Raw genomic sequence first — 24,587 nt, 5'->3', positions numbered from 1 at the left:
GCTGACTCCCTAACCCGGCTGTCTGTTTCTGACGTCCTACTAAGACGCTACCAACACCAGCGGGTCGTCTAACATTCCCCGCCCTGCCGACCCGAAATAAACCGCCTGTGACCATGTGCCATGATGGAATCGTCACTTCGACGATAAGGGGGTACGGCCATGGCCACCCAGACTGGACTGCCGCTCTTCGTTCTCGGCCAGGACGCCGATCCGCACTCCGAGAAAGGCGTGGACTGCCCGGGCGAGCTGCCGCCCGCCTCCGACCCCGGCCTGGTGGAACGGGTGCGCAAGGCCAAGGAGGCACTCGGCGACCGGCTGTTCGTGCTGGGCCACCACTACCAGCGTGACGAGGTCATCCAGTTCGCCGATGTGACGGGTGACTCCTTCAAGCTGGCCCGGCAGGCCGCCGCCAGACCGGACGCGGAGTTCATCGTCTTCTGCGGCGTGCACTTCATGGCCGAGTCGGCCGACATCCTCACCGGCGACTCCCAGAAGGTGATCCTGCCCGACCTGGCCGCCGGCTGTTCGATGGCCGACATGGCAACGTTCGACCAGGTCGAGGAGTGCTGGGAGGCGCTGGAGGACGCGGGCCTGGCCGATCAGGTGATTCCCGTCACGTACATGAACTCCAGCGCCGACATCAAGGCCTTCTGCGGCCGCAACGGCGGCGCGGTGTGCACCTCCTCCAACGCCCGCCGGGCCCTGGAGTGGGCCTTCGAGCAGGGCGGCAAGGTGCTGTTCCTGCCCGATCAGCACCTCGGGCGCAACACGGCCGTGCTGGAGATGGGCATGTCCCTCGACGACTGCGTGGTGTGGAACCCGCACCGTCCCGGCGGCGGCCTCACGCGCGAGCAGCTCCAGCGCGCGCGGATGATCCTGTGGAAGGGCCACTGCTCGGTGCACGGCCGCTTCACGGCCGAGTCGGTCGACGACGTACGCCGGCGCATCCCGGGCGTCAACGTGCTCGTTCACCCGGAGTGCCGGCACGAGGTGGTGCTGAAGGCCGACCACATCGGCTCCACCGAGCACATCATCGCCACGCTCCAGGCCGCGCCCTCGGGGTCGAGCTGGGCCATCGGCACCGAGCTCAACCTGGTCAAGCGGCTCGCCCGGATGTTCCCCGACAAGAACGTTTCGTTCCTCGACCGGACGGTCTGCTACTGCTCCACGATGAACCGCATCGACCTGCCGCACCTGGTGTGGGCCCTGGAGTCGCTGGCCCTCGGCGAGGTGGTCAACCAGATCACCGTCGACGAGGACACCACGCACTGGGCGAAGGTCGCGCTGGACCGCATGCTGGCCCTGCCTTAGGCGCCACCTATTCGCCGAAGGCGTAGACCACCCGGACGCCGACCGTCAGAGTCCGGCGTCCGGGGCTGACCGACGGCTGGGCCTCGGCGGCCAGCGTCGAGTAGGCCATCGGCTGCGGCCCGCCGCGCGTCTCCTCGGTCACCGAGACCACCCGGCCGAGGGGCCGTCCCGCCAGCTCGGCGTACTGGGCCGCCTTGGCGGCGGCGTCGCGGAACGCGCGGACCCTGGCCCGGCCGAGCGCCTCGGCCGGATCGGACAGCTCGAACGCCACTCCGCCCAGCCTGGCCGCCTCGCCCACGCCCGCGACGGTGTCGATCACCGTGTCCGCCCGCGACAGGTCGCGCACCACCGCCTCGACGCCCTGCGCCGCCCGGTAGGCCGAGACCTTCGGGTAGGCGTCGTACTCGGGCCCCAGCGACAGCTCGCTCGTGCGCAGGTCGTCGGCGGCGATCCCGGCCTCGCGCAGGGCCTCGGCCAGGCGGGCCGCGGCGACCCGGACGGCGGCGAACGCCTCTCCCGCCGAAGCCCGGCGCACCTCGACCCCCGCGCTCAGCCGCATGACGTCGGGCGCGGCGGAGACGGAGCCTTCGCCGTCGACGGCGATCTGCTCGTGTTCGGTGTTCACGTGCACCCCCACGGGATCATAGGACGGCTAGGACGTGCCCCGGGCGTAACGAAAGCCCATGTCATCGAACTCCGCGCGCTTGGCCGCGGTCGCCAGCACGCGCTGGACCCGCCCCTTCAGGTCGATCACGACGGCCTCGTAGCCGCCGCCCTTGACCCTCCAGACGGCCAGGTGCTCGTCGTCCCACCAGCCGATGAGCCGCGTGGTGACGAACGGGACGACGATCGGCGCCGGGACGTCGCCGGACGTGGAGTAGGCGCAGACCGTGTCGCCCGCCGCGGCGCAGTGGGCGAGGAAACGGGTGCCCGACGGCGACACGTCGTCGCCCTCCACCCACACGGGCGAGCCCGTCCCGCCCAGCGCGCGCACCTGCTTGCCCGCCAGGTCGTAGAACGTCATCCTGCCGCCCACCCAGGTGCCGACCGTGCGGCTGTCGCCGTTCCAGAAGAAGCGCCACTTCCCCGCGCCCTTCCGGGCGACCTTGAAGATCTTGCCGGTGCCGTTCTCGACGTCGATGACGGCGTAGCCGTACTCGACGCTGGTGCCGTTCGTCGCCCGGTAGAGCGTGACGAGGCCGAGTCTGCCGTCGGGCGACCAGCGGGGCGTGGTCGGGAAGACGGGCGCCTTGCTGAGCTTGACGGACCGCCTGCCACCGGTGCGGTGGTCGACGATCGACACCTGGGCGTAGTGGTCGGCGGTGTAGTCGACATCGGTGGCGAGCGCACTGGTGCCGCCGAGGTCGAGGGCGTACTCGAAGTAGCGGGTGTTCCGCACGAAGTCGGCCGATCCGGCCCGCCGGACGTAGACCTGCTTGCCGCTGTTCACGCTGTACGAGACGAGCTTGATCGGGTCGGTGATGTTCTCCCGGACCTTCACCGAGCTGCCGGGCAGCACGATCGTCCGCCCGTCCGCGAGCGGGGCGCTGCTCCGCGAGGGCGTCGGCGAGGACGCGGAGGTGCTCTCGTTCGGCGACGAGACCGGTGCCGGGGAGGGCGAGGAGGTCGGCGGCGCTGAGGCGAGGGCCACGAGTCGCACCGTGACGAGCGTGGCCGTGACCACCAGCGCGACCGCGGCCGCGACCGACACGGCGATGATCCACCCCGTGGCCCGTCCGCGCGGCGGCGGCCCGTGAGGAGGCGGCCCGTGAGGAGGCGTCAGCGGACCCGACGGCGCCCGCGTGAACGGCTGCGGCCCCGATGGGCGCGGGTGCGGAGGCTGCTGGGCCGGCTGTTGCCGAGCCGGAGGTTGCTGAGGCTGGGGCATGGAGTGGGTGGGCTGCGGTCGCGCCGCATGGAATCCCTGGCCCGCGGCCGGCACGGGTCCCGAGGCGGCTACGGCGCTGCCCTGGCGTAGCAGGCCGGGTGAGGCGCCGCCCGGCACCTGGCCGAGCAGCCGCATCAGGGCGTCGCCGGCGCTGGGCCGCCGGGCGGGGTCCTTGGCCAGGCAGTCGGCCACCAGGGAGCGCAGGGCCGGGTCGGCGATCGAGCCGACGTCGGGCTCGATGCTCAGGATCCGGTTGATCACGGCGGGCAGGCTGTCCTGGCCGAAGGGCGCCTGCCCCGAGGCCGCGAAGACCAGCGTGCAGGCCCAGGCGAACATGTCCGACTGCGGGCCCGGGCTCGACTCGGTGAGCTGCTCGGGCGCCATGAACGACGGGGTGCCGATCACGCTGGCGGTCAGCGTGGAGGTGAGGTCGAGCGCCCGGGCGATGCCGAAGTCGATCACGCGGGGTCCGTCGGAGGCCAGCACCACGTTCGAGGGTTTGAAGTCGCGGTGCACGATGCCCGCCTGGTGGATGGCGACCAGCGCGGTGACCGTGCCGATGGCCAGCCGGTGCAGCGACGTCCCGGAGCGCGGCCCCTCGGCGCGCACCACGTCGGCCAGGGTGGGCCCGTCGATGTACTCGCTCACGATGTACGGCCGGCCGCCGGTCAGCCCCGTCTCGACGACCTGGGCCGTGCAGAAGGGGGCCACCCTGCGGGCCAGCTCCACCTCGCGGACGAACCGCTCGGACGCCTCGGCATCACCCGCGAGGTCGGCGCGGAGCAGTTTGACCGCGACCTTGGAACCGTCGGCGGCCCTGGCGAGGTAGACGATGCCCTGCCCGCCCTCGCCCAGGCGCGCGTCCAGGGTGTAAATCCCCACCGAGGCGGGATCCCCTGGCCGCAGGGCGGCGAGGTCCGGCATTTCAACCCCCAATATGGCGTCTTTTCCGCCATTGTGGTGGGTCGCGCGGTCCTACGTCAGCCCTTCGCGACCGCTCCCTTCGTCCGGACCGTCCGACCCGGCCCGCGCCTCACGGGCGCCTCAGACCGCGTCGACGATCGCGCCGGGATCGTCGAGCTCCACGTGGCGCCCGGAGGCGGGCAGGCGGACGAGCTTGGCGTCCAGCTCGCCGGCCAGCCATTCCGCGTACGGATCCTTCGGGCCCGCGCTGATCACCGTCACCGGCACGCCGGGCATCGGATGATCGGCGCGGACGGCGTGCAGGTCGGCGGCCATGCCGCGGCAGGCCAGCCACTCCCCCACCGCCGCGGCCAGCACCCGGCCACCGCCGTGGACGCGGTCACGGTCGTCGAGGCCGGTGCGCAGCCGGTGGACGGCCGGCCCCACCAGCCGCGCGACGGCGGCGGCCCCCCACGTGCCGCCCAGGGCGGGCAGCCAGCGGCCGATCGGCCGGCCCAGGGCCGTACCGCGCCGCCCGTCCCCGGCGGGGCGGGGGGCGACGAGCACGAGCTTGGACAGGCGCATCGGGTGCAGCCGGGCGAACGCCTCCGCGTGCCAGGCGGCCACCGAGTGGGCGATCACGATGACCTGTTCGGGATGGGCCGGGGCCAGCGCGGCCAGCCGGGCGGCTTCGCCGTACAGGGTGAGCGGGGTGGGTGAGGGCGGGCTGAGTCCGAGGCCGGGACGGTCGAAGCGGATCACCCGGTGGTTCCGTGCCAGCTCGGCGGCCACCCGGTCCCAGTGGAACCAGGCGCCCGCGAGGCCCGCGGAGACCAGCACGGCCGGCCCGTTCCCCTGCTCGATCACGTGCGGCCTCCCACTCCCACCCGGACCGGCGAGCCCGTCGTGGATGTCCGGCCCACCGGACGCGCCCGCGCCGGTGAGCGGGCCGGCGGACGAGGGCGGGCCGGTGGTGAGGAGGCGGAGAGCGACGTACACGAGCCAGGCGGCGAGCAGCGTGACCTGGGCGCGCTCGGCGAGGCCGGCCAGGTAGCCGGTCGCGGCGGCGGTGAGCGCGAGCCCGGTGACGCCCAGGGACAGACCCGCGAGGAGCCAGGACGGCCACGTCTGCCAGGTCACGGCGAGCAGCGTCATGACGGCCAGGACGGCGACGCGGGAGAGCACGCCGACGACGGTGTGGATGTGGTGCGACCACGACAGCGCGCTGTGCTCGCAGGCCGGGGCGCTCAGCACCGCGCAGTCGAGGGGGAACAGCCCGCTCGTGATCAGGAGGCCGCCGAGGACGGCGAACGCCAGCCAGCCGGGCCACTCACGCCGCACGCGGGGCAGCAGCGCGACGCCGGCCAGGCACGCCACCCCCGTCAACGCCTCGGCGGCCCGGAACAGACGGGTCCACGGCTGGTCACGCGCCGCCAGCTCGCTGATGTGGCCCGCGATCCGGTCCACCTCATGGCTGGTGAACTGGCCGGTCACCCACGCACTGGACAGCACCGCGGCGACAATGAACGCGGAAGCCGCAAATCCCACCAACCTTCGCTCCACGCGGTCATTAGATCACTATCCGTATTCAGAGCCCCGGGGCACCCCATACCGGGAACCATCGCCCCAGATCCTCCTCAAGCGGAAGCTCGGTGGAAAGCACGCCCCTGACCTGGAGTTCGAGCGCGTTGTCGCGGCGCTGCCCGGGGAGCGGGGCGAACGGGTAGAAGGTGCCCCGCTTGTAGAGGTAGACGATCGCGAGCCGCCGCCCCTCGGGGTCGGCGAACGACGCCAGCGAGCAGAGCAGCGACGGGCCGAACCCGGCGCCCTCCAGCGAGGAGTTGACCGCGTGCAGCTCGGTCACCAGGTCGGAGAGATCGTCCGGCGGGCGGCGCACCTGCAGCCAGGTGTAGCCGTAGTCGTCGTCGGAATCCTCGACGCGGTCACCGAGCAGCGCCTTGACATCGCGTTCGACGGCGGCGAAGGCCCCTCCCTCGGCGGCCCGGAAGGCGACCGAGCCGAGCCCGGTGGGCTCCAGGCCGGTGGCGGCCTGCAGGGTCACGGCGGCGGACGGGAGCGCGAACAGCGCGTCGAGGTTGGGCTTGACCGGCTTGGACCGGCCGAAGAGGGCGTCCAGCCAGCCCATGTCAGCCCCTTCCGAGCTGGGCGGAGATCTTCGAGAGCTGCTCCAGGCGGCGGTCGAGCGGCGGGTGGGTGGAGAAGAGACCGGCCAGGGTCGCGCCCGGCGCGAGGGCGGGAGCGAAGTAGAAGGCGTTGAACGGCTCGGCCTCACGCAGGTCACGCGTCGGGATCCGGGCCATGTCGCCACTGATCTTGACCAGGGCGCTGGCCATGGCCGACGGCCGCTGGGTGAGCAACGCGCCCGCCCGGTCGGCGGCCAGCTCCCGGTAGCGCGACAGGGCGCGGGTGAGCAGGAAGCTGACGGCGTAGACCACGATCGACACCAGCATGATGATCAGGCCGATGGGCAGGCCGCCCTGGCCGTTGCCGCGCCGGGAGCCGAGGCCCGAGTAGAGGGCGACCCTCGTCATGAGGCCGGCGAGGATGCCGAGGAACGAGGCGATCGTCATGACCGCCACGTCGCGGTGGGCGACATGCGAGAGCTCGTGGGCCAGCACCCCTTCGAGCTCCTGGGGCTCCAGACGGCGCAGGATGCCGGTCGTCACGCAGACGACGGACTTCTTCTGGTTGCGGCCGGTGGCGAACGCGTTGGGGACGTCGGAGTCCGCGATCGCCACCCGCGGCTTGGGCATGTCGGCCATGGCGCACAGCCGGTCGATCATGCCGTGCAACTCGGGAGCCTGCTCCGGCGAGACCTCTCGCCCGCCCATCGCGAACAACGCGATGCGATCGGACAGGAAGTACTGCACCAGCAGCACGACCACCGCGATCAGCAGCACGGTCACCGCCTGAGCGCCCAAGGCGATCAGGACACCGACGAACACCACGTAGAGCAGGCCGAGCAAGAACATCGTCACGAGCATGCGGCGGGTCAGGCCGCTGTCGGACGCGAAGCGAGAACTCATGTCTAGCCCGGAATGAGGCCCTGATCGCCCAGCATCTCCCGGACCTCCTCGATCGAGGCGTCCGCGGGGGGAAGGATCAGCTCAGACGGCTCAAGACTGTCGTCGGGGAGCGCCTTGCCGACATGGCGCACCTTGTCGAGCAACGCGTGCAGCTTCTCGCGGAAGACGGCCTCGTCGTCGGTCTCGATCGCCGTCTCCAGCTCGCTGTCGAGCTCGTTGAGGACGCCGATGTCGTCGGCCGAGATCTCCACCTGCCCCTCGCCCATGATTCTGACGATCATGCGCCCTCCCCCGGCTGGCGCAGCTGCTGCGTCGGCTGCTGCTGAGGCTGCTGCTGAGGCTGCTGCTGGCCCGGCTCGATGGCGCCCTGCGGAGCGGGGCCCTGGCCGAGCTCGGACTTCATCCTGGCCAGCTCCAGCTCGACGTCCATGCCGCCGCCCATGCGGTCGAGCTCGGCCTGGATGTCGTCCTTACGGCTGCCGCTGTAGTCGTCGAGCGCGCCGCTGGCGAGCAACTCGTCGATCGCGCCGGCCCGCGCCTGCATCGACGCGGTCTTGTCCTCGGCACGCTGAATGGCCAGGCCGACGTCGCCCATCTCCTCGGAGATGCCGGAGAATGCCTCGTTGATGCGCGTCTGCGCCTCGGCCGCGGTGTAGGTCGCCTTGATGGTCTCCTTCTTGGTGCGGAAGGAGTCGACCTTGGCCTGCAACCGCTGGGAGGCCGTGGTCAGCTTCTCCTCCTCGGCCTGCAGATTGTCATGCTGGATCTTCAGGTCACTCATCTGCGTCTGCAGATTGGACCGGCGCTGCAGCGCCTCACGAGCCAGGTCCTCGCGCCCCACGGACAGCGCCTTGCGGCCCTGCTCCTCGTAGCGCTTGGCCTGCTGCTCAAGACCGTTGATCTGCAGCTCGACCCGCTTACGCGAGGTGGCGACGTCCGCCACGCCCCGGCGCACCTTCTGCAGCAACTCGAGCTGCCGCTGATAGGAATAGTCGAGGGTCTCGCGTGGATCCTCCATCTTGTCCAAAGCCTTGTTGGCCTTGGACTTGAAGATCATCGAAAGTCTCTTCATCACGCTCATGCGCGTCGGCCGTCCCCTTCTTAGGTCGTGCTGGTGTTCACCCAGTGCAGCGCAGCCGCCTTGGGATTACCCTACGCATAACGCACGAGGGCGTCACTAAGTTGCAGTCCAGGTAGGGTTGGCATCGTGTTGCGACGCCGTTCCCAAACCTCCGTGGACGACTCCCCCGTCCCCATTGACGATCCTAAGCCCCAGGGTAAGGGTCGTCCCACACCCAAGCGCCGAGATGCCGAGAGCAGAAGGCGCCAGCCGGTCACGGCCCCCAAGGACCGCAAGGAGGCCTACCGGCAGTCCCGCGCCAAGCAGGCCGCCGAGCGCGAGCGGACCCGCAAGGCTATGCTCGCCGGTGACGAGCGCTACTATCCCGCGCGCGACAAGGGCCCGGCGCGCAAGTTCGCCCGTGACTGGGTCGACTCGCGCCGGCTGCCGAGCCAGTACTTCCTGCCGTTCTCGCTGCTCATCCTGCTGGCGACGTGGGTCCCATGGCCCGAGAACATCAGGCCGCTGATCCTCAGCAGTGTGATCACGATCGGCTGGCCGATCATGATGGTCGGCGTCCTGTTCACCTCGATCTACGTGGCCTGGCGGATGAAGCGGCTGGTGTCCGAGAAGTACCCGGACGAGAGCCTGCGGGGCGTCGGCTTCTACGCCGCGATGCGCGCCCTGCAGATCCGCAAGCTGCGCTTCCCGCCTCCCACGGTGCTGCCGGGCGGCAAGCCCGTCCCGCCGAAGAAGTAGCCGAGCCTCACCTCGGCGGCGTCCAGCGCAGGACGCCGCGGGTCACCCGCGGCGTCCATCCGGCGACCTCGCCACCCCGTTCCAGGGCGTCGGCGGTGGCACGCAGGAGCGCGTAGTAGGACGGCATCGCGGGAAACGTCCTGCCCGCGACCAGGTCGTCCCAGCCGACGTCGCCCACCCGCGAGTCGATCAGGCCGTACCCCCTGTCGGCGCGGTACGCGAACGGGATCATCCTGCCGTTCCACCATTCCTCGCGCGGCTCGTGGCCCAGGTTCGCGGAGCCGGGACGGCACAGGTCGCGCCAGAGGTCGCGGATGTCGCGGATGCTGGACGAGGGCGCGGTGGCGCCCAGGCCGAAGGCTCCGGTGCCGTTGTGGCGCAGCAGCGAGGCACGCAGGTCGTCGGGAAGGTCCAGGCCCATCTGCGCTTCGGCGATCGCGATCGTCCGCGCCCGGCCCGGCCCGCCGAGCGTGGCATGGGTTCTCGGCGCCCGGGTCTCCAGCCAGCGCTCGATACGCCGCCACTGCCGGTCGACGGCCCTCTTCACCTTCGGATCGATCGGGCGCACCACCACCGGGCGGCGTCCGGGAGCGCACTCCGGATCGGGCCCGGAGGTGCTTGGCGTGGCCGCCGGTGTGGTGGCCGCCGGTGTCGAGAGAACCGCCTGCGGAGCGCCGGGGTCCGCGGCCGATTCGGGGGCGGATCCGGAGGTTGGTTCGGGAGCGGATTCGAGGGTGCTCCATGGCGCTCGCTTCGCCTGCTCGCCCGGCGTCGCCACCTGGGTCGAGAACATGAGAACCGCCGCGGCGAGCGCGCCCATCCCGAACAACGCGGGCCAGGTCCGCCTCGTCCGCCCTACCGGGCGGCGGGGCAGGTCGGCCCGCGTGGCACGATCCGGCGCCTGCTCGGGCCGCTCGCGCTCCGGCAGGCGGGCGCGGCGGCTCAGCCGTACCGCTATCGCGGCCAGGACGGCACCGGTCAGCGCCAGCCGTACGAGCTTCACCACGTCGGGCACCTTATCCCGAAACGGATCAGCTGACCGCCTAAGGTCGGATACATGGAATTCCGTCACCTCGGTCGTAGCGGTCTCATGGTCAGTGAGATCAGCTACGGCAACTGGCTCACCCATGGTTCCCAGGTGGAGGAGGACGCCGCCAAGCAGTGCGTCCAGGCCGCCCTCGACGAGGGCATCACCACGTTCGACACCGCCGACGTCTACGCCGGCACCAAGGCCGAGGCGGTGCTCGGCCGGGCGTTGAAGGGCGTCCGCCGGGAGTCGCTGGAGATATTCACCAAGGTCTACTGGCCGACCGGGGCCGGGCCCAACGACCGCGGCCTGTCCCGCAAGCACATCACCGAGTCGATCAACGCCTCGCTGCGCCGCCTGCAGACCGACTACGTCGACCTCTACCAGGCGCACCGTTTCGACGTCGAGACGCCGCTCGAAGAGACCCTCAAGACCTTCGACGATCTCGTACGGCAGGGCAAGGTGCTGTACGTCGGGGTCAGCGAGTGGACCGCCGGCCAGATCGCCGAGGCGCTGAAGATCGCCGACGAGATGGGCTTCGACCGGATCGTGTCCAACCAGCCGCAGTACTCGATGCTGTGGCGGGTCATCGAGACGGAGGTCGTGCCGCTGAGCGAGCGTGAGGGCGTCGGCCAGATCGTCTGGTCGCCGATCGCCCAGGGCGTGCTCACCGGGAAGTACCTGCCCGGCCGGCAGCCGCCGGAGGGCTCGCGGGCGACCGATCCGGGCGGCAGCGCCATGATCTCCCGGTACATGAAGGACGACGTGCTCACCAGGGTGCAGGAGCTCAAGCCGATCGCCGCGGACCTCGGGCTGAGCATGGCCCAGCTGGCGGTCGCCTGGGTGTTGCAGAACCCCAACGTGTCCAGCGCCATCGTCGGCGCCACCCGGCCCGAGCAGGTGCGCGACAACGTGAAGGCCGCGGGCGTCAAGCTCGGCGCCGAGGTGCTCGCGCGGATCGACGACGTGCTCGGCCCGATCGTGGAGCGGGACCCCTCCAAGACCGTCAGCCCCGAAGCGCGCCCATAAACTCCGCGCCAACGAAAACCCCTTGAGTCACGAATCGACTCAAGGGGTTTTTCTATGTTTTCTTTTCACTCCGGACGCAATGACAATCCCGTGTACTCGACGCGCTCCTCTTCCAGAAGAGCGACCTGCTCAACACCGAATTCGAGCAGCTCACGCCAGTTTTCGCCGATCCAGGACTCCGCGTCGGCCTGGCTCGGAAAAACCTCTCGGGGCAACGGCAGATCTGTCACCTCACCACCATGCGCATTTTCATAACGCCACCGCCATGTCATGCCATACGCTCCTTTTCCGCGGGTTCGCCGGCGCACCCTCCGACGGCACTGGCACCCTACTCCCGAGCTTGGAGGTCAATCGATGCCGCGCGCGTTTCGTGTCGCTGCGGGTGCCACCCTCGTGGCGGCCGTCTTCCTCTTCTCGCCCCTCCCCGCCCTCGCCTCGACCACGATCATGCCCGCCGGACCCGTACCCGGTGGGCCCGACCCGGACGCGCGCCGGCGGGCCGCCGCTCACGCTGATCCTCGGCGGCGCCGGGGCGCTCGTCCTGCTCGGCGGCGGCGCCTTCGTCGCCACCCGCCGCCGTTCCCGGCCTCCCGCCCACCTGTCCCGCTGATCCGCCGTTCCCTGACGGCTGTCCCGCCGGCCGCCGTTCCGGGACTGTTTGTACGATCGGCGCGATGAAGGTACTTCTCGCCGGTACGGCAGGCCCCGCGGGCTGGCCGGTGCCCGGGTGCCGGTGCGCCTCGTGCGCCCGCCCTCAGTCCGCGCACCGGCGGCCGTTCGAGCCGGTCGTGGACGGCGTGGCCGGGTTCCCGTTCCGCGACCTGCCGGGCGGCCACCGGTCGTTCGCCGGCGGGCACGGCCTGACCGGGCCCGACGGCGCCCGGCTGCTGTACGTGCCGGCGGGACGGACGCCGCTGGACGTGCCGGTGTGCGACCTCGTGCTCGCCGACCTGCTCGACGGGCCGGAGCGGCTCGGGCTGCTGCGGCGGGCGGGGGTGGTGGGCGAGCGCACCCAGGTGGTGGCCGTGGGCGTCGACCACCGCGTCAGGTCGGAGGAGGAGCTGGCCCGGCGGCTGACGCATTGGGGGGCGCGGGCCGTGCCCGACGGGACCACGATCGACACCGGCCGGCCGCCGCCTCCTGTGACGCCTCCCCGCAGGACGTTGCTGCTGGGTGGTTCGCGGTCGGGCAAGTCGGCCGAGGCCGAGCTGCGTCTGGCGGCGGAGCCGTACGTGACCTATGTGGCCACCGGGCCGCGCGGCGAGGGCGACGCCGAGTGGGCCGCGCGCGTGCGCGCCCACCGGGAGCGCAGGCCCGCGCACTGGGCGACGCTGGAGACCACCGACCTGGCGCGGGCCGTCCGCGAGGCCACCACGCCGCTGCTCGTGGACGGGCTCGGCACGTGGTTGACGGCGGTGTTCGACGAGCACGGCGCCTGGGAGGGCGACCGGGCGCCGGTCCGGCGGCGGTGCGACGAGCTGGTGCGGGCGTGGCGGGACACGGCGCGGCCGATCGTGGCGGTGTCCGACGAGGTGGGCATGGGCGTGGTGCCCGCCACGGCCGGCGGGCGGACCTTCAGGGACGCGCTCGGCCGCCTCAACGAGCGGCTGGCCGCCGAGTCGGAGGACGTGGCCCTCGTCGTGGCCGGCCGCCTGCTGCCGCTCTGAGGACCCCTCAGGGCGGCCCGCCCGGGTCAGGGACGGATGGCCCGGGCGTACCAGCGGCCGTCGAGCCGGTCCACGTGCAGGGGGCGGCCGAAGCAGTCGGAGAGGTTGGACGGGGTGAGGACGTCCGCCACGGGCCCGGCCGCCAGGATGCGGGCGTCGCACATGAGCATGGCGTGGGTCGTGGTCGAGGGCACCTCCTCCAGGTGGTGGGTCACCGTGATCGTGGTGAGCACCGGCCTGGTCTCCGCCAGGTCCTCGATCGCCGCGATGAGGTCCTCGCGGGCGGGCAGGTCGAGCCCGGCGAACGGCTCGTCCAGCAGCAGCACCGCCGGATCCGGCATGAGCGAGCGAGCCACCCGGATCCGGGCGCGCTCGCCCTGGGAGCACACCCGGAAGGGGCGGTCGGCCAGGTCCTTGCAGCCGAGGTCGGCCAGCAGCCGCAGCGCGCGCTCGTGCTCGGCGTCGCCGTACCTGTCCCAGAGCGGGGCGCTCGTCCCGGTGTGCCCGGTGAGCACCACGGTGTGCGCGGTCGCGCCCTCCTCCTCCAGCAACTCCTCGTCGATCAGCCGCTGGCTGGAGGCGACCAGGCCGATGTGGCGGCGCAGCGACCGCACGTCGACCCGGCCGAGCCGGTGGCCCAGGACGCTCACCGTGCCCTCCGTCGGGTGCCGCACGGCGGCGGCCAGCGAGAGCAGCGTCGTCTTGCCGGCGCCGTTGGGGCCGAGGATCACCCAGTGCTCGCCGTACTCCACCCGCCAGTCGACGTCGCTCAGCAGCGCCTTGCCGACGACCCGGACACCTACGCCTTCGAGTTCAACCACGTGCATTCGGCCACCCTAGTGGCCCTTAGGATCGACCGTTATGCGGCTTCCTGGGCGGATCTTGGACCTCTTCGGTGACGACGCCGTCTGGTCCGGCGACCACGAGGGCATGAGCGGCGAGACGCTGCGTGTGACGTTCCCCACGGGCGTCTACTACGTGAAGCAGGGCCCGGCCGCGCGCGGCGAGCGCGACCGGCTCATGTGGCTCAGGCGGTGGGTGGCGGTGCCGGAGGTCGTGGCGTTCGAGGGTGACGCGCTGGTGCTGTCGGACGTGGGCTGGCGCAGCCTGGAGCGCAAGGCGCCGCCGCCCCAGGCGGGCACGATCATGGGACGTGCGCTGCGGGCTCTGCACGGTGTCCCGGTCGGCGAATGCCCCTTCGACGAGCGGCTCGACGTCAAGCTGGGCAGGGCCCGCGCGCGGGTGGCGGCCGGGCTGGTCGACGCGCGCGGCTTCGGCGAGGCCCGGGCGGGGCTCACACCGGAGCAGGTGTACGAGCGGCTGGTGGCCGAGCGGCCCGCCGAGGAGGACCTGGTCGTCACGCACGGCGACTTCACCCCGGCCAACGTGCTCGCGCCGCCTTCGGGCGAGCCGGTGCTGATCGACCTGGGCGCGCTCGGCGTGGCCGACCGGCACGTCGACCTGGCCGTCGCGCTGCGCGAGCTGGACGAGCGCGCCGGGGCCGACTTCCTGGCGGCGTACGGGCTCGCCGAGCCCGACCCGCGGCGGCTGGAGTACTACCGGATGCTGGACGAGCTGTTCTGATGCACGGGCTGCGCTTCGCGGTCGGCACGCTCACCGTGTTCCCGATCCGGGTGACGCGGGTGGACCGCGGGGTGGCCGGCCCGGCCATGCTGCTCGCCCCGGTCGTCGGGCTGATCCTCGGCCTGATGGCGAGCCTGCCGCTGCTGCTGCCGGGGCCGCCGCTGCTGGGGGCCGCCCTGGCGGCCGGGACGCTGGCCGTACTCACGCGCGGGCTGCACCTGGACGGGCTGGCCGACCTCGCCGACGGCCTGGGCAGCGGCAGGCCCGCCGACCAGGCGCTCGCCGTCATGCGGAAATCCGACATCGGGCCGTTCGGCGTGGTGACGCTGGTGCTCACGCTGCTCGTCCAGGTCGCCGCGCTGTCCTCGGCCGGTCCCTGGGCGCTGGTGACCGCCTGCGTGACCGGCCGCCTGGCGCTCACCTGGGCCTGCCGGTCCGGCGTCCCGGCCGCCCGCCCCGACGGGCTGGGCGCCCTGGTCGCGGGCACGGTACGCCCCGCCGCCGCCTGGCTCGTCACCCTCGCGGCCCTGGTCGCCATCACCGCGCTCGGCCTGGCCGTCCCGGTCCCGGTCCCGGTCGCCTCGGAGGCGACGGGGGCCGGCCTGCCGGCGGCGGTCGTCCCGCCGCTGGCGGCGCTCGCCGGGCTGGTGGCGGCGCTGCTGCTGCTCGCCCACGCCCGGAGGCGGCTGGGCGGCGTCACGGGCGACGTGCTGGGCGCGCTCGCCGAGACCGCCGCCACCGCCGCCCTCGTCGTGTGCGCCGTCTTCGGCTGACCTGTGTGGCCGGTCAGCCGGCCGGTTGAGCTCCTCGTTCGCCGGGGCGCGCCGGGCCGGGTGTCCGGTCACCGGCTCACCTTCTCGGCGACAAGGGCGTTGAGCAGGGCGGCGCCACGAGCGGCGTCGTCGACGCTGACGGCCAGCTCGCCGCCGGAGTGGTAGCGGATGATCAAGCACTCGCCGCCGCGCAGCATGATGGTCGCGGCACCCGGCAGGCCCCGGATCCCCCAGCCGCCGACCTGGCTCGGGTAACGCGTGTCCGACCAGGCTTTGTCGATCTTGGACAGCTGGATGCGGCGCGCCGGCCAGCCCAGCGGCCCGAACCCGATCCGGAGGCCGTCGGCGGTGACGCGGCAGGTGAGGGAGGTGGTCAGCAGCCCGACGAGCAGCACGATGACGAGCGGCGGGAGGGCGGCGCCCACGGAGGCGCCCGCGACGTCGAGCACCGCGACGACGACCAGCCCGGCCGCCGCGACGGCGGTCACGGCGAGCAGCCAGGGGTTGGTGAGGCGGCTGACCCACACCACGCGCTGCCCTGGCCTGAGGTCGAGCCGGGGCGGCTCGGCGTCGGCGGGCACCTCCGGGTCGGGACCTCCCCTGCCGAGGTAGCCGGCGAGCAGTCCGGCGGCCACGCCCACGAGGATCACCGCGACGACCTGCCACGGCTCCAGGACGGCGGCGGTCCAGTCGGCCACGTCGAGGTTGGCCAGCAGGGTCACGCCGCCCATGCCGAGCACGAACAACCCGCCTCCGACGAGGGTGCCCCACCAGTAGCCGCGGCCCATCCTGCGGGCCAGCGTCCGCTCACGCGCCGCGGCGGCGAGCAGGAACCCCCAGATCACGATCCACATCGCCACCTGCACCGCCAAACCGGTCGCGAACGACTGCTCGCGATCGGGCGCTCCCGCCGGGCCCCAGTGCACGGCCAGCGGATCGGGCAGCCGGTCGCGCAGGATCAACGGAACCGCGACCAGCGCGGCGGTGACGGCCGTCCCCCAGAGGGCGGCGGCGGATCGGGGGGTCATGTCAACTCCTCAAGGATGGTGATGAGGTCTTCGCGGCGGTAGCCGTATCTTCTGGCCTCGTCCAGCAGCTCACGCGCCCGCTCCACGAGCAGCGCGCGCCCGTCGGCGCGGCCGGCGACGCTGACGCCGCGTCCGCGCCTGAACTCCAGCAGCCCCTCGTCCCGCAGGTCGCGCAGCGCGCGCAGCACCGTGTTGGCGTTGATGCCGAGAGCGTCGGCCAGGTCGCGGGCCGGCGGCAACCGGTCTCCCGGCGTGTAAGCCCCCTCGCCGATGGCGTGGCGGATGGCGCTGGCCACCTGCTGGTGCAGGGGCCGCGCGTCGTTGAGATCGAGCGTGAGCAACATGGTGCTAATGACTATAGCACCAATGCGCGTCAAGGATTCATGGGATGAACCCCTGTTTGTTAGTACCTGGAAACCCTGGATAGCATCGGTTTACGTGACCACTGTGCGGCTGAACTCAGCAGACCCAGTCTCTTTCGACACCGACGCACTGATCGTCGGGTTCCGTTCCGGCCCGGAAGGCCCCCGCCCCGCGACCGGAGCGGAAAGTCTCGACGCCGCCTTCGACGGCAAGCTCGCCACCTCCCTCGCCGCCGTCGGGTTCACCGGCAAGCCCGGCGAGATCGCCAAGGTGCCGGTGTTCGGCGCCATCACCGCGCCACTGCTGGTCGCGGTCGGCCTGGGTGAGTCGCCCGACGCCGAGGGGCTGCGCCGCGCCGCCGGCGCCGCCGTACGCTCGCTGGCCGGCACGGCCCGCGCCGCCCTGGCCCTGCCCGCCGGTTCGGCCCAGGAGGTCGAGGCCGTCGCGCTCGGCGCGCTGCTGGGCGCCTACGGCTACTCCCGCTACCGCACCAACGGCGAGCGCAAGGAGCCGGTGGCCGAGCTGACCGTGCTCTCCGCCGCGGCCGGCGAGCACGGTCACGGCGAGAGGTCCGCCGAGCGCGCCACCGTGCTGGCCGAGTCCGTCGCCCTGGTCCGCGACCTGGTCAACACACCGCCGTCCGACCTGTGGCCGGCGAAGTTCGCCGAGATCGCCGAGCGGACGGGCGCCGAGGCCGGGCTGACCGTCGAGGTGCTCGACGAGAAGCAGCTCAAGGACGGCGGCTACGGCGGCCTCATCGGCGTCGGCCAGGGCTCGGTCAACCCGCCGCGCCTGGTCCGCCTCTCCTACACCCATCCGGAGGCCGGCAAGACGCTGGCGTTCGTGGGCAAGGGCATCACGTTCGACTCGGGTGGCCTGTCGCTCAAGCCGTCCGCGTCCATGGACTGGATGAAGTCCGACATGGGCGGCGCGGGCGCCGTCTTCGGGGCACTGGTCGGCATCGCCCGCCTGGGCCTGCCGGTCAACGCCGTCGGCTACCTCTGCCTGGCCGAGAACCTTCCCAGCGGCACCGCGCAGCGCCCGTCCGACGTCCTCACCAGCTACAGCGGCAAGACCGTCGAGGTGCTCGACACCGACGCCGAGGGCCGCCTGGTGCTCATGGACGGCATCGCGCGGGCCGCCGAGGACTCCCCCGACCTGATCGTCGACGTCGCCACCCTCACCGGCGCGCAGATCGTCGCGCTCGGCTGGCGGACGGCCGGCGTCATGGCCAACGACGACGCGATCAGGGAGCTCGTCGTCGAGGTCGCCGGTGACGCGGGCGAGGGCGCCTGGGGCATGCCGTTGCCCGAGGAACTGCGCAAGGGCCTCGACTCCCCGATCGCCGATCTGGCCAACCTCCACCCCGAGCGCTGGGGCGGCATGCTGACTGCGGGCATCTTCCTGAAGGAGTTCGTGCCCGACGGGGTGCGCTGGGCGCACATCGACATGGCCGGACCCGCGTTCAACAAGGGCGAGCCGCACGGCTACACCCCCAAGGGCGGCACGGGCGCGATCACCCGCACCCTCATCGGACTCGCCGAGCGGCACGCGAGCATCTGAAACAAATGAAAAGATGACGGCATCACGAACACCCCGACAAGGAGCCTTCCTGTGGCCTACGACATCGTCGTCCTAGGTGGCGGCAGCGGCGGTTACGCCTGCGCGCTGCGGGCGGCCGAGCTGGGCAAGACCGTCGCCCTGATCGAAAAGGACAAGATCGGCGGCACCTGCCTCCACAGGGGATGCATCCCCACGAAGGCTCTGCTGCACTCCGCCGAGGTCGCCGACGAGACCCGCGAGAGCGAGACGTTCGGCGTCAAGGCGCGTTTCGAGGGCATCGACGTCCCCGGCGTGCACGCCTTCAAGGACAAGATCGTCACTCGCGCCTGGAAGGGCGTGCAGGGCCTGCTCAAGGGCGCGGGCGTGACGATCGTCGAGGGCGAGGGCCGCCTCGTCGGAGAGCGCGCGATCCAGGTCGGCTCCGAGGTCTACGAGGGCCACGCCGTCGTGCTGGCCACCGGCTCGGCGCCCAAGTCGCTGCCCGGCCTGGAGATCGACGGCGAGCGCGTCATCACCAGCGAGCACACCCTGACCATGGACCACGTGCCCAGCTCCGTGGTGGTGCTGGGCGGCGGTGTGATCGGCGTCGAGCTGGCCAGCGTCTACCGCTCGTTCGGGGCCGAGGTCACGATCGTCGAGGCCCTGCCCCACCTGCTGCCGACCGAGGAGGAGTCGAGCTCCAAGCTGCTGGAGCGCGCCTTCCGCCGCCGCGGCATCAAGTACGAACTGGGCGTCTTCTTCGAGAGCGCCAAGACCACCGACACGGGCGTGGTGGTCACCCTGGCCAACGGCAAGACCCTCGACGCCGAGATCCTGCTGGTCGCGGTCGGCCGCGGCGCCGTGTCCTCGGGCATGGGCTTCGAGGAGGCCGGCATCACCGTCGAGCGCGGCGCGGTCGTGGTCGACGAGCACTGCCAGACCTCCGTGCCCGGCGTCTACGCGATCGGCGACCTGATCCCCACGTTGCAGCTGGCGCACGCCGGGTTCGCCGAGGGCATCATGGTGGCCGAGCACATCGCCGGTCTCAACCCGCCGCCCATCGACTACGCGGGCGTGCCGCGCATCACCTATTCCGACCCCGAGGTCGCCTCGGTCGGCATCACCTCCGCCCAGGCCGCCGAGCGCGGGCTGGAGATCGTGGAGCAGGTCTACGACCTCGCCGGCAATCCCAAGAGCCAGATCCTCGGCACGGCCGGTGCCGTCAAGGTCATCGCCCAGAAGGACGGGCCGGTCGTCGGCGTCCACATGGTGGGTCGTCGCATCGGTGAGCTCGTCACCGAGGGGCAGCTGATCTACAACTGGGAGGCGCTGCCCGCAGAGGTCGCCCAGCTCATCCACGCACACCCGACCCAGTCCGAGGCCGTTGGTGAGGCGATGCTGGCCCTGGCCGGCAAGCCGCTGCACGTCCACAACTAGTCAAAGCCCTCGAGATCAGAACGCGAGAGAAGATAACGATGCCGGTCTCCGTACAGATGCCCCAGCTCGGCGAGAGCGTTACCGAGGGCACGGTAACCCGTTGGCTGAAGAAGGAAGGCGAGCGCGTCGAGGCCGACGAGCCGCTCCTCGAAGTGTCGACCGACAAGGTCGACACCGAGATCCCGTCGCCGTCCGCGGGTGTCGTCACCAAGATCGTTGTGGCTGAGGACGAGACCGTCGAGGTCGGCGCCGAGCTGGCCATCATCGACGAGAACGGCCAGGCCGGCGGTGCCGCCCCGGCTCAGCAGGAGGCCCCGGCCGCGGAGCCGGAGCCCGCGCCCGCCTCCTCGATCCCCCAGCCCGCCCCGGCGCAGCCCGAGCCCGCCCAGCAGGCGCCGGCCCAGCAGGCCCCGCCCGCTCCGGCTCCCGCTCAGGCACCGGCCCCGCAGGCTCCGCCCGCCCCGGCTCCGGCCCAGCAGGCACCGGCTCCGCAGGCGCCCGCCGAGCAGGCCCCGTCGCAGCCCTCCGGTGAGAGCCCCTACGTGACGCCGCTGGTGCGCAAGCTCGCCAACGAGCACGGCGTCGACCTCGACGCCGTCAACGGCACCGGCGTGGGCGGCCGCATCCGCAAGCAGGACGTGCTGGAGGCGGCCAAGACGCAGCGCGCGCAGGCGGCCCCCGCCGCCCAGGCTCCGGCGGCCGCCGCCCAGCCCGCCGCCGCGCCCGCCCAGGCCGCGACTCCCGAGCCGGTCGAGGTCGACACCACGCTGCGCGGCCGTACCGAGAAGATGTCGCGCCTGCGGCAGACCATGTCCAAGCGCCTGGTCGAGTCGCTGCAGACCGCGGCGCAGCTCACCACGGTCGTCGAAGTCGACGTCACCAAGATCGCGCGGCTGCGCGATCAGGCCAAGGCCGACTTCCAGCGCCGCGAGGGCGTCAAGCTGTCGTTCATGCCGTTCTTCGAGATGGCCGCGATCGAGGCGCTCAAGCAGCACCCCAAGCTCAACGCGACGATCAACAACGAAACGATGGAGGTCACCTACTTCGACGTCGAGCACCTCGCCGTCGCCGTCGACACCGAGCGTGGCCTCATCGCGGCCGTCATCAAGAACGCCGGCGACCTCAACCTCGCCGGGCTCGCTCGCAAGACGTCCGACCTGGCCGAGCGCACCCGCGCCAACAAGGTGACCCCCGACGAGATCACCGGCGGCACGTTCACGCTCACCAACACCGGCAGCCGGGGCGCGCTGTTCGACACGCCGATCCTCAACCAGCCGCAGGTCGGCATGCTCGGCACCGGCGCGGTCGTCAAGCGTCCCGTGGTGATCGACACGCCCGAGGGCGAGGTCATCGCGATCCGCTCGATGGTCTACCTGGCGCTGACCTACGACCACCGCCTGGTCGACGGCGCCGACGCGGCCCGCTTCCTCACCACCATCAAGCGCCGCCTCGAAGAGGGCCGCTTCGAGGCCCAGCTCGGCCTCGCCTGATCCCTGGGCCGGCCCGGCGTTCCGCCGGGGCGGCCCACCTCCCACGGCCGACCGGGTCTTTCCCGGCCGGCCGTTTCGCTGTGTTCCCGGCACTGTGGCCGCCCTTTGGCCGCCCTTTGGCCGCCCTTTGGCCGCCCTTTGGCCGCGGACGAGCGCCCGGCCGGACAGGATGGATATTCCGGACCGGGAGGGAGATATAGCGGAGATGGCTGTTGTGGTGAGCGGAGCGTCGGGGCTGCTGGGCAGTGCGCTGGTCAAGGCGCTCCGGGGTGATGGCGAGCGGGTCGTCGCGTTGGTACGGCGGGAGCCGCGCGGGGACGACGAGGTGTTCTGGCAGCCCGCCGAGGGAGTGCTCGATCCGGCCGCGATCGAGGGGGCCGAGGCGGTGGTGCATCTGGCCGGGGCGCCGATCGCGGACCGGCGGTGGACCCCGGCCTACAAGCGGGAGCTGGTGCGCAGCCGGGTCGACAGCACGCGGACGCTGGTCGGCGCCCTGCGGGAGCTGTCACAGCCGCCCGAGGTGCTGGTGTCGGCGTCCGGAGTCGACTTCTACGGAGACACCGGTGACCGGGTGGTCGACGAGGACACCGGCAGGGGCGAGGGGTTCCTGGCCGAGCTGTGCGACCGGTGGGAGACCGAGGCTCGGGAGGCCGGGTCGTTCGGCGTACGGACCGCCCAGCTGCGCACCGGCCTGGTGCTGAGCGGGCAGGGCGGGGCGCTCGGGCGGATGCTGCCGATCTTCAGGATGGGGCTGGGCGCGCCGCTGGGGTCGGGGAAGCAGTACTGGTCGTGGATCGCGGAGGACGACTGGGTGGGAGCCACCCTGCACATCCTGAAAAATCGAGATTTGTCGGGGCCGGTCAATCTCACCTCCCCCACCCCCGTCACCAACGCGGAGTTCACCAGGACCCTCGGAAAAGCCCTGCGTAAGGGCACCGTGCCGATGCCCGTCCCGGCCTTCGCGCTGAGCCTGGGACTCGGCGAGTTCGCCAGGGAGGGCCTGCTGTCCGGGCACAAGATCCTTCCCCGGAAACTGCAGGACACGGGGTACGGCTTCGCCCATACCAGTCTCGACGAGGCACTGCGCGCCGTACTCTAGTGTGCCGTCCGTCCTTCACCATCGAGGAGACTCCGACATGACCAGGTCAGGGCAGTCGCACATCCTTGCCATCGGCGGCGGATCGTTCCGCCAGAGCCGGCGCCACGGATTCATCCAGGCCAGCCCGCTGCTCCGATACGCCCTCGACCTGACCGGCCAGGACCGCCCCAAGCTGGGCCTGCTCGCGACCGCCGTCGGCGACGACAGCGACTGGCTGCTGAAGATGTACGGCGCGTTCGCCGGCTGGGACGTCGAGCTGAGCCACCTGACCGTCTTCCCGATGCCCAACGTCGACGACCCGCTGGCGTGGATGCTGGAGCAGGACATGATCTACGTCAGCGGCGGCAGCGTGGCCAACCTGATGGCGCTCTGGCGGCTGCACGGGCTCGACGAGGCCTTCGAGGAGGCGTGGCGGTCGGGCGTGGTGCTGTCCGGTCAGAGCGCGGGGGCGCTGTGCTGGCACGTCGGCGGCAACACCGACTCCTTCGGCCCCGAGTTGCGCGTGTGGGCCGACGGGCTGGCGTTCCTGCCCTACTCGTGCGGGGTGCACTACAACGGCGAGCCGCAGCGCCGCCCGCTGCTGCAGCAGTCGGTGGCCAGCGGCGAGCTGCCCAGCGGCTACGCGGCCGACGAGGGGGTGGGGCTGCACTACGTCGGCACCGACTTCATCCAGGCGGTCACCACCGACCCCGAGGGCTTCGCCTACCGGATCGAGCACGACGGGGCCGGCGGGGTGAAGGAGTTCCGGATCGAGCCGCGGCTGCTGACCTCCTGAATTACCCTTCAGGGGTGACGGAACGGCACAATGGTCCCATGCGCCCCAAGCACGGGGTCGATCCCCACGCACTAGCCATCGTCCGCCTCGGTGTCGATGTCCCCTACGAGCAGGCCTGGGCTCTGCAGCGCCGGGTGCACGCCAAACGAGCCGCCGGCGACCTGACCGACACGGTTCTCCTGCTGGAGCACGCCCCGGTCTACACCGCGGGCCGGCGCACCGCGCCCCACGAGCGGCCCGCCGACGGCACGCCGGTGATCGACGTCGACCGGGGCGGCCGCGTCACCTGGCACGGTCCCGGCCAGCTGGTCGCCTACCCGATCATCGCCATCACCGATGTGGTCACCTACATCTGCCGGCTCGAAGAGGCGATGATCCAGATCTGCGCCGACTTCGGCGTCACGGCGCGGCGCGCGACCGGGCGCGCCGGCGTGTGGGCGGCCGGCGACCCCAGCCTCGGCCTGCCGGATCGCCAGCTCGGCGCCGTCGGCATCCGGGTCACCGGGGGCGTCACCATGCACGGCTTCGCGCTCAACTGCGCCAACGACCCCCGGTGGTTCAACCGGATCGTGCCGTGCGGCATCCCCGACGTGGGCGTCTCCTCCCTGTCCGCCGAGACCGGCAGGCGGATCGTGGTCGAGGAGGTCCTGCCGATCGCCGAGAAGCGACTGGCCGAGGCGCTCGGCATGGAGCCGTTCGACCTGCACGAAGAGGATCTGATGCGCCGCTGACGGCCGGGCCTCCGGTCCGGGCAGGCCCTCCGCCTGCGATCGGGCCTGTCCGGGCAGGCCCTCCGCACCTAGGATCGGGCCTGTGCAGCGTCCCCTTGCTCTGCTTCTCGCCATCGTGGTGCACGCGCTGACGCTCGCCTGCGTCGTGCTGGGCACGTGGACGATCGTGGTCAACTCCGAGCTGCTCGCCGGGTGGCTGGTCGGCGCCCTGCTCATCGCGCTCGGCTGGATGCTGCGCCCCCGGCTCGGTGTCTCGCTGCCCGCCGACGCCGAGGTGCTCGCCCGTTCGGCGGCCAAGGAGCTGTACGGCGCCGCGGAACGGGTGGCCGACCGGATCGGCGTGCGGCGGCCCGGCAGGGTGGCGGTCCGCGACCTTGAGCCGGTCACGCGCTGCCTGCGCGGCGGGCCGTTCAGGGAGCCGGTGCTGGTCGTCGGTTTGCCCCTGTGGCTGGCCCTGTCGCCGCGGCAGCGGGTGGTGGCGCTGGCAGTGGCCTACGCCGAGACCCTCACCGTGGAGGAGCTCGTCGTGGACGGCGCGCTGTCGACCCTGGGCGAGTGGCGGCAGGCGCTGATCGGGGCGGCGCCGCTGCGCGCGCGCGAGGAGGCGCAGACCAAGGTCGCGGCCTCGTCGCTGAGCGGGCTGGACCATCCGGGCACCACGTACGAGGTGGCGGGGATGTTCGGCCGGCTCCTCGGGCGGGTGCTCGGCGGGCCGGTGCTGCTGGTGGAGCAGGCGCTGACCCGGCTGGCTCGGGCCGACGCCGGCCGCGTCCGGCGCAGGCGTGCGGCGCTGGTCCTGCGAGTGGCCTCGGAGAGGGAGGCGGCCGAGCTCGGCGCGCTGCTGGCCAGCGGGCGCTACCTGGCGCCGATGCAGGCGGCGGCACTGCGCGGCGAGCGCGTCCCGGCCATCAGGGCGGCCGCCCTGGAGCGCGCCCAGCTCTCCGACGTGGTGCTGACGATGCCCGGCGCGGAGTTGCTCGGCTCGGCCGAGTCCGACCGGATCGACGACGAACTGCTCGCCCACTACACCCGGGCGATCCGTGGTTTCGGCCTGATCAGCTGACCGTTCGCCGG

At 72.1% G+C, this 24,587-nt stretch carries 26 protein-coding genes; 14 read left to right on the top strand and 12 right to left on the bottom strand.

Annotated features, from left to right (window positions below):
* Positions 1-159: 159 nt before the first annotated feature.
* Entirely contained in the window at positions 160-1,311 is a 1,152-nt protein-coding gene (gene nadA / locus AB0I38_RS14405) for a quinolinate synthase NadA (RefSeq protein ID WP_358466895.1), read from the top strand.
* A gap of 7 nt (positions 1,312-1,318) precedes the next feature.
* Here the strand turns inward: nadA and AB0I38_RS14400 are convergent, their stop codons facing one another.
* From AB0I38_RS14400 to AB0I38_RS14370, 7 genes are all read right to left on the bottom strand, one after another.
* Complete coding sequence (locus tag AB0I38_RS14400; RefSeq protein ID WP_358466893.1) at positions 1,319-1,936, bottom strand: SIMPL domain-containing protein; 618 nt, start codon at positions 1,934-1,936, stop codon at positions 1,319-1,321.
* A gap of 27 nt (positions 1,937-1,963) precedes the next feature.
* Positions 1,964-4,081 (bottom strand): serine/threonine-protein kinase, encoded by a 2,118-nt coding sequence (locus AB0I38_RS14395; protein WP_358466891.1) that lies wholly within the window; start codon positions 4,079-4,081, stop codon positions 1,964-1,966.
* Between the two features lie 162 nt (positions 4,082-4,243).
* A complete protein-coding gene (locus AB0I38_RS14390) occupies positions 4,244-5,665 on the bottom strand; it encodes an alpha/beta fold hydrolase (RefSeq protein WP_358466889.1) in 1,422 nt (473 codons plus the stop codon).
* 25 nt (positions 5,666-5,690) lie between these two features.
* Entirely contained in the window at positions 5,691-6,248 is a 558-nt protein-coding gene (gene pspAB / locus AB0I38_RS14385) for a PspA-associated protein PspAB (protein WP_358466887.1), read from the bottom strand.
* A 1-nt stretch (position 6,249) separates the two neighbouring features.
* Positions 6,250-7,149 carry a zinc metalloprotease HtpX gene (htpX, locus tag AB0I38_RS14380; protein ID WP_358466885.1) on the bottom strand — a complete coding sequence of 300 codons (900 nt, stop codon included), beginning with the start codon at positions 7,147-7,149 and terminating at the stop codon, positions 6,250-6,252.
* A 2-nt stretch (positions 7,150-7,151) separates the two neighbouring features.
* Positions 7,152-7,430, bottom strand: coding sequence for a PspA-associated protein PspAA (gene pspAA, locus AB0I38_RS14375; RefSeq protein WP_358466883.1), 279 nt, complete (start codon positions 7,428-7,430; stop codon positions 7,152-7,154).
* Complete coding sequence (locus AB0I38_RS14370) at positions 7,427-8,230, bottom strand: PspA/IM30 family protein (protein ID WP_358466881.1); 804 nt, start codon at positions 8,228-8,230, stop codon at positions 7,427-7,429. Before AB0I38_RS14370 ends, pspAA begins: the two co-directional genes overlap by 4 nt.
* 126 nt (positions 8,231-8,356) lie before the next feature.
* Between AB0I38_RS14370 and AB0I38_RS14365 the strand changes: the two genes are divergently transcribed.
* Positions 8,357-8,968, top strand: coding sequence for a DUF3043 domain-containing protein (locus AB0I38_RS14365; protein WP_358466879.1), 612 nt, complete (start codon positions 8,357-8,359; stop codon positions 8,966-8,968).
* Positions 8,969-8,975: 7 nt separating this feature from the next.
* Here AB0I38_RS14365 and AB0I38_RS14360 read toward each other — a convergent pair whose 3' ends face one another.
* Entirely contained in the window at positions 8,976-9,974 is a 999-nt protein-coding gene (locus tag AB0I38_RS14360) for an SMI1/KNR4 family protein (RefSeq protein WP_358466877.1), read from the bottom strand.
* A gap of 51 nt (positions 9,975-10,025) precedes the next feature.
* Between AB0I38_RS14360 and AB0I38_RS14355 the strand changes: the two genes are divergently transcribed.
* Positions 10,026-11,024 (top strand): aldo/keto reductase family protein, encoded by a 999-nt coding sequence (locus AB0I38_RS14355; RefSeq protein ID WP_358466875.1) that lies wholly within the window; start codon positions 10,026-10,028, stop codon positions 11,022-11,024.
* Positions 11,025-11,089: 65 nt separating this feature from the next.
* On the opposite strand, the gene AB0I38_RS14350 is transcribed toward AB0I38_RS14355, so the two are convergent.
* Complete coding sequence (locus AB0I38_RS14350) at positions 11,090-11,296, bottom strand: hypothetical protein (protein ID WP_358466873.1); 207 nt, start codon at positions 11,294-11,296, stop codon at positions 11,090-11,092.
* 197 nt (positions 11,297-11,493) lie between these two features.
* Between AB0I38_RS14350 and AB0I38_RS14345 the strand changes: the two genes are divergently transcribed.
* Both AB0I38_RS14345 and AB0I38_RS14340 read left to right on the top strand, forming a co-directional pair.
* Positions 11,494-11,634: an LPXTG cell wall anchor domain-containing protein gene (locus tag AB0I38_RS14345; RefSeq protein ID WP_358466871.1), complete on the top strand. Its 141-nt coding sequence runs from the start codon at positions 11,494-11,496 to the stop codon at positions 11,632-11,634.
* A 64-nt stretch (positions 11,635-11,698) separates the two neighbouring features.
* On the top strand, positions 11,699-12,691 hold the full coding sequence (locus AB0I38_RS14340) for a bifunctional adenosylcobinamide kinase/adenosylcobinamide-phosphate guanylyltransferase (RefSeq protein WP_358466869.1): 993 nt from the start codon (positions 11,699-11,701) through the stop codon (positions 12,689-12,691).
* Between the two features lie 26 nt (positions 12,692-12,717).
* On the opposite strand, the gene AB0I38_RS14335 is transcribed toward AB0I38_RS14340, so the two are convergent.
* Positions 12,718-13,518 carry an ABC transporter ATP-binding protein gene (locus AB0I38_RS14335; RefSeq protein ID WP_358466867.1) on the bottom strand — a complete coding sequence of 267 codons (801 nt, stop codon included), beginning with the start codon at positions 13,516-13,518 and terminating at the stop codon, positions 12,718-12,720.
* Between the two features lie 34 nt (positions 13,519-13,552).
* Between AB0I38_RS14335 and AB0I38_RS14330 the strand changes: the two genes are divergently transcribed.
* On the top strand, positions 13,553-14,275 hold the full coding sequence (locus AB0I38_RS14330; RefSeq protein ID WP_358466865.1) for an aminoglycoside 3'-phosphotransferase: 723 nt from the start codon (positions 13,553-13,555) through the stop codon (positions 14,273-14,275).
* Positions 14,275-15,048 carry an adenosylcobinamide-GDP ribazoletransferase gene (locus AB0I38_RS14325; RefSeq protein WP_358466863.1) on the top strand — a complete coding sequence of 258 codons (774 nt, stop codon included), beginning with the start codon at positions 14,275-14,277 and terminating at the stop codon, positions 15,046-15,048. The genes AB0I38_RS14330 and AB0I38_RS14325 overlap by 1 nt, the downstream gene beginning before the upstream one ends.
* 68 nt (positions 15,049-15,116) lie before the next feature.
* On the opposite strand, the gene AB0I38_RS14320 is transcribed toward AB0I38_RS14325, so the two are convergent.
* Both AB0I38_RS14320 and AB0I38_RS14315 read right to left on the bottom strand, forming a co-directional pair.
* The gene (locus tag AB0I38_RS14320; RefSeq protein ID WP_358466861.1) at positions 15,117-16,076 is read right to left on the bottom strand and encodes a DUF1648 domain-containing protein; all 960 of its coding nucleotides are present in this window, start codon (positions 16,074-16,076) and stop codon (positions 15,117-15,119) included.
* The gene (locus tag AB0I38_RS14315; protein ID WP_358466859.1) at positions 16,073-16,420 is read right to left on the bottom strand and encodes a GntR family transcriptional regulator; all 348 of its coding nucleotides are present in this window, start codon (positions 16,418-16,420) and stop codon (positions 16,073-16,075) included. The genes AB0I38_RS14320 and AB0I38_RS14315 overlap by 4 nt, the downstream gene beginning before the upstream one ends.
* Positions 16,421-16,514: 94 nt before the next feature.
* Between AB0I38_RS14315 and AB0I38_RS14310 the strand changes: the two genes are divergently transcribed.
* The 7 genes from AB0I38_RS14310 to AB0I38_RS14280 all read left to right on the top strand — a co-directional run bounded on the left by AB0I38_RS14310 (position 16,515) and on the right by AB0I38_RS14280 (position 24,576).
* Complete coding sequence (locus tag AB0I38_RS14310; protein ID WP_358466857.1) at positions 16,515-18,002, top strand: leucyl aminopeptidase; 1,488 nt, start codon at positions 16,515-16,517, stop codon at positions 18,000-18,002.
* 51 nt (positions 18,003-18,053) lie between these two features.
* On the top strand, positions 18,054-19,418 hold the full coding sequence (lpdA, locus tag AB0I38_RS14305; protein ID WP_358466855.1) for a dihydrolipoyl dehydrogenase: 1,365 nt from the start codon (positions 18,054-18,056) through the stop codon (positions 19,416-19,418).
* 38 nt (positions 19,419-19,456) lie between these two features.
* Positions 19,457-20,908, top strand: a complete 1,452-nt coding sequence (gene sucB, locus AB0I38_RS14300; RefSeq protein ID WP_358466853.1) for a 2-oxoglutarate dehydrogenase, E2 component, dihydrolipoamide succinyltransferase — start codon at positions 19,457-19,459, stop codon at positions 20,906-20,908.
* A gap of 205 nt (positions 20,909-21,113) precedes the next feature.
* Entirely contained in the window at positions 21,114-22,007 is an 894-nt protein-coding gene (locus tag AB0I38_RS14295) for a TIGR01777 family oxidoreductase (RefSeq protein WP_358466851.1), read from the top strand.
* A gap of 37 nt (positions 22,008-22,044) precedes the next feature.
* On the top strand, positions 22,045-22,782 hold the full coding sequence (locus AB0I38_RS14290) for a peptidase E (RefSeq protein ID WP_358466849.1): 738 nt from the start codon (positions 22,045-22,047) through the stop codon (positions 22,780-22,782).
* A 38-nt stretch (positions 22,783-22,820) separates the two neighbouring features.
* The gene (gene lipB / locus AB0I38_RS14285) at positions 22,821-23,513 is read left to right on the top strand and encodes a lipoyl(octanoyl) transferase LipB (RefSeq protein WP_358466847.1); all 693 of its coding nucleotides are present in this window, start codon (positions 22,821-22,823) and stop codon (positions 23,511-23,513) included.
* A gap of 82 nt (positions 23,514-23,595) precedes the next feature.
* Positions 23,596-24,576, top strand: coding sequence for a hypothetical protein (locus AB0I38_RS14280; protein ID WP_358466845.1), 981 nt, complete (start codon positions 23,596-23,598; stop codon positions 24,574-24,576).
* Positions 24,577-24,587: the final 11 nt, after the last annotated feature.

Origin of the sequence: Nonomuraea cavernae (assembly GCF_040655715.1) — a bacterium.
GTDB classification, from domain to species: Bacteria; Actinomycetota; Actinomycetes; order Streptosporangiales; family Streptosporangiaceae; genus Nonomuraea; species Nonomuraea cavernae_A.
Note: the sequence above shows the minus strand (reverse complement) of the source record. Positions and strands in the feature narration are given on the sequence as shown.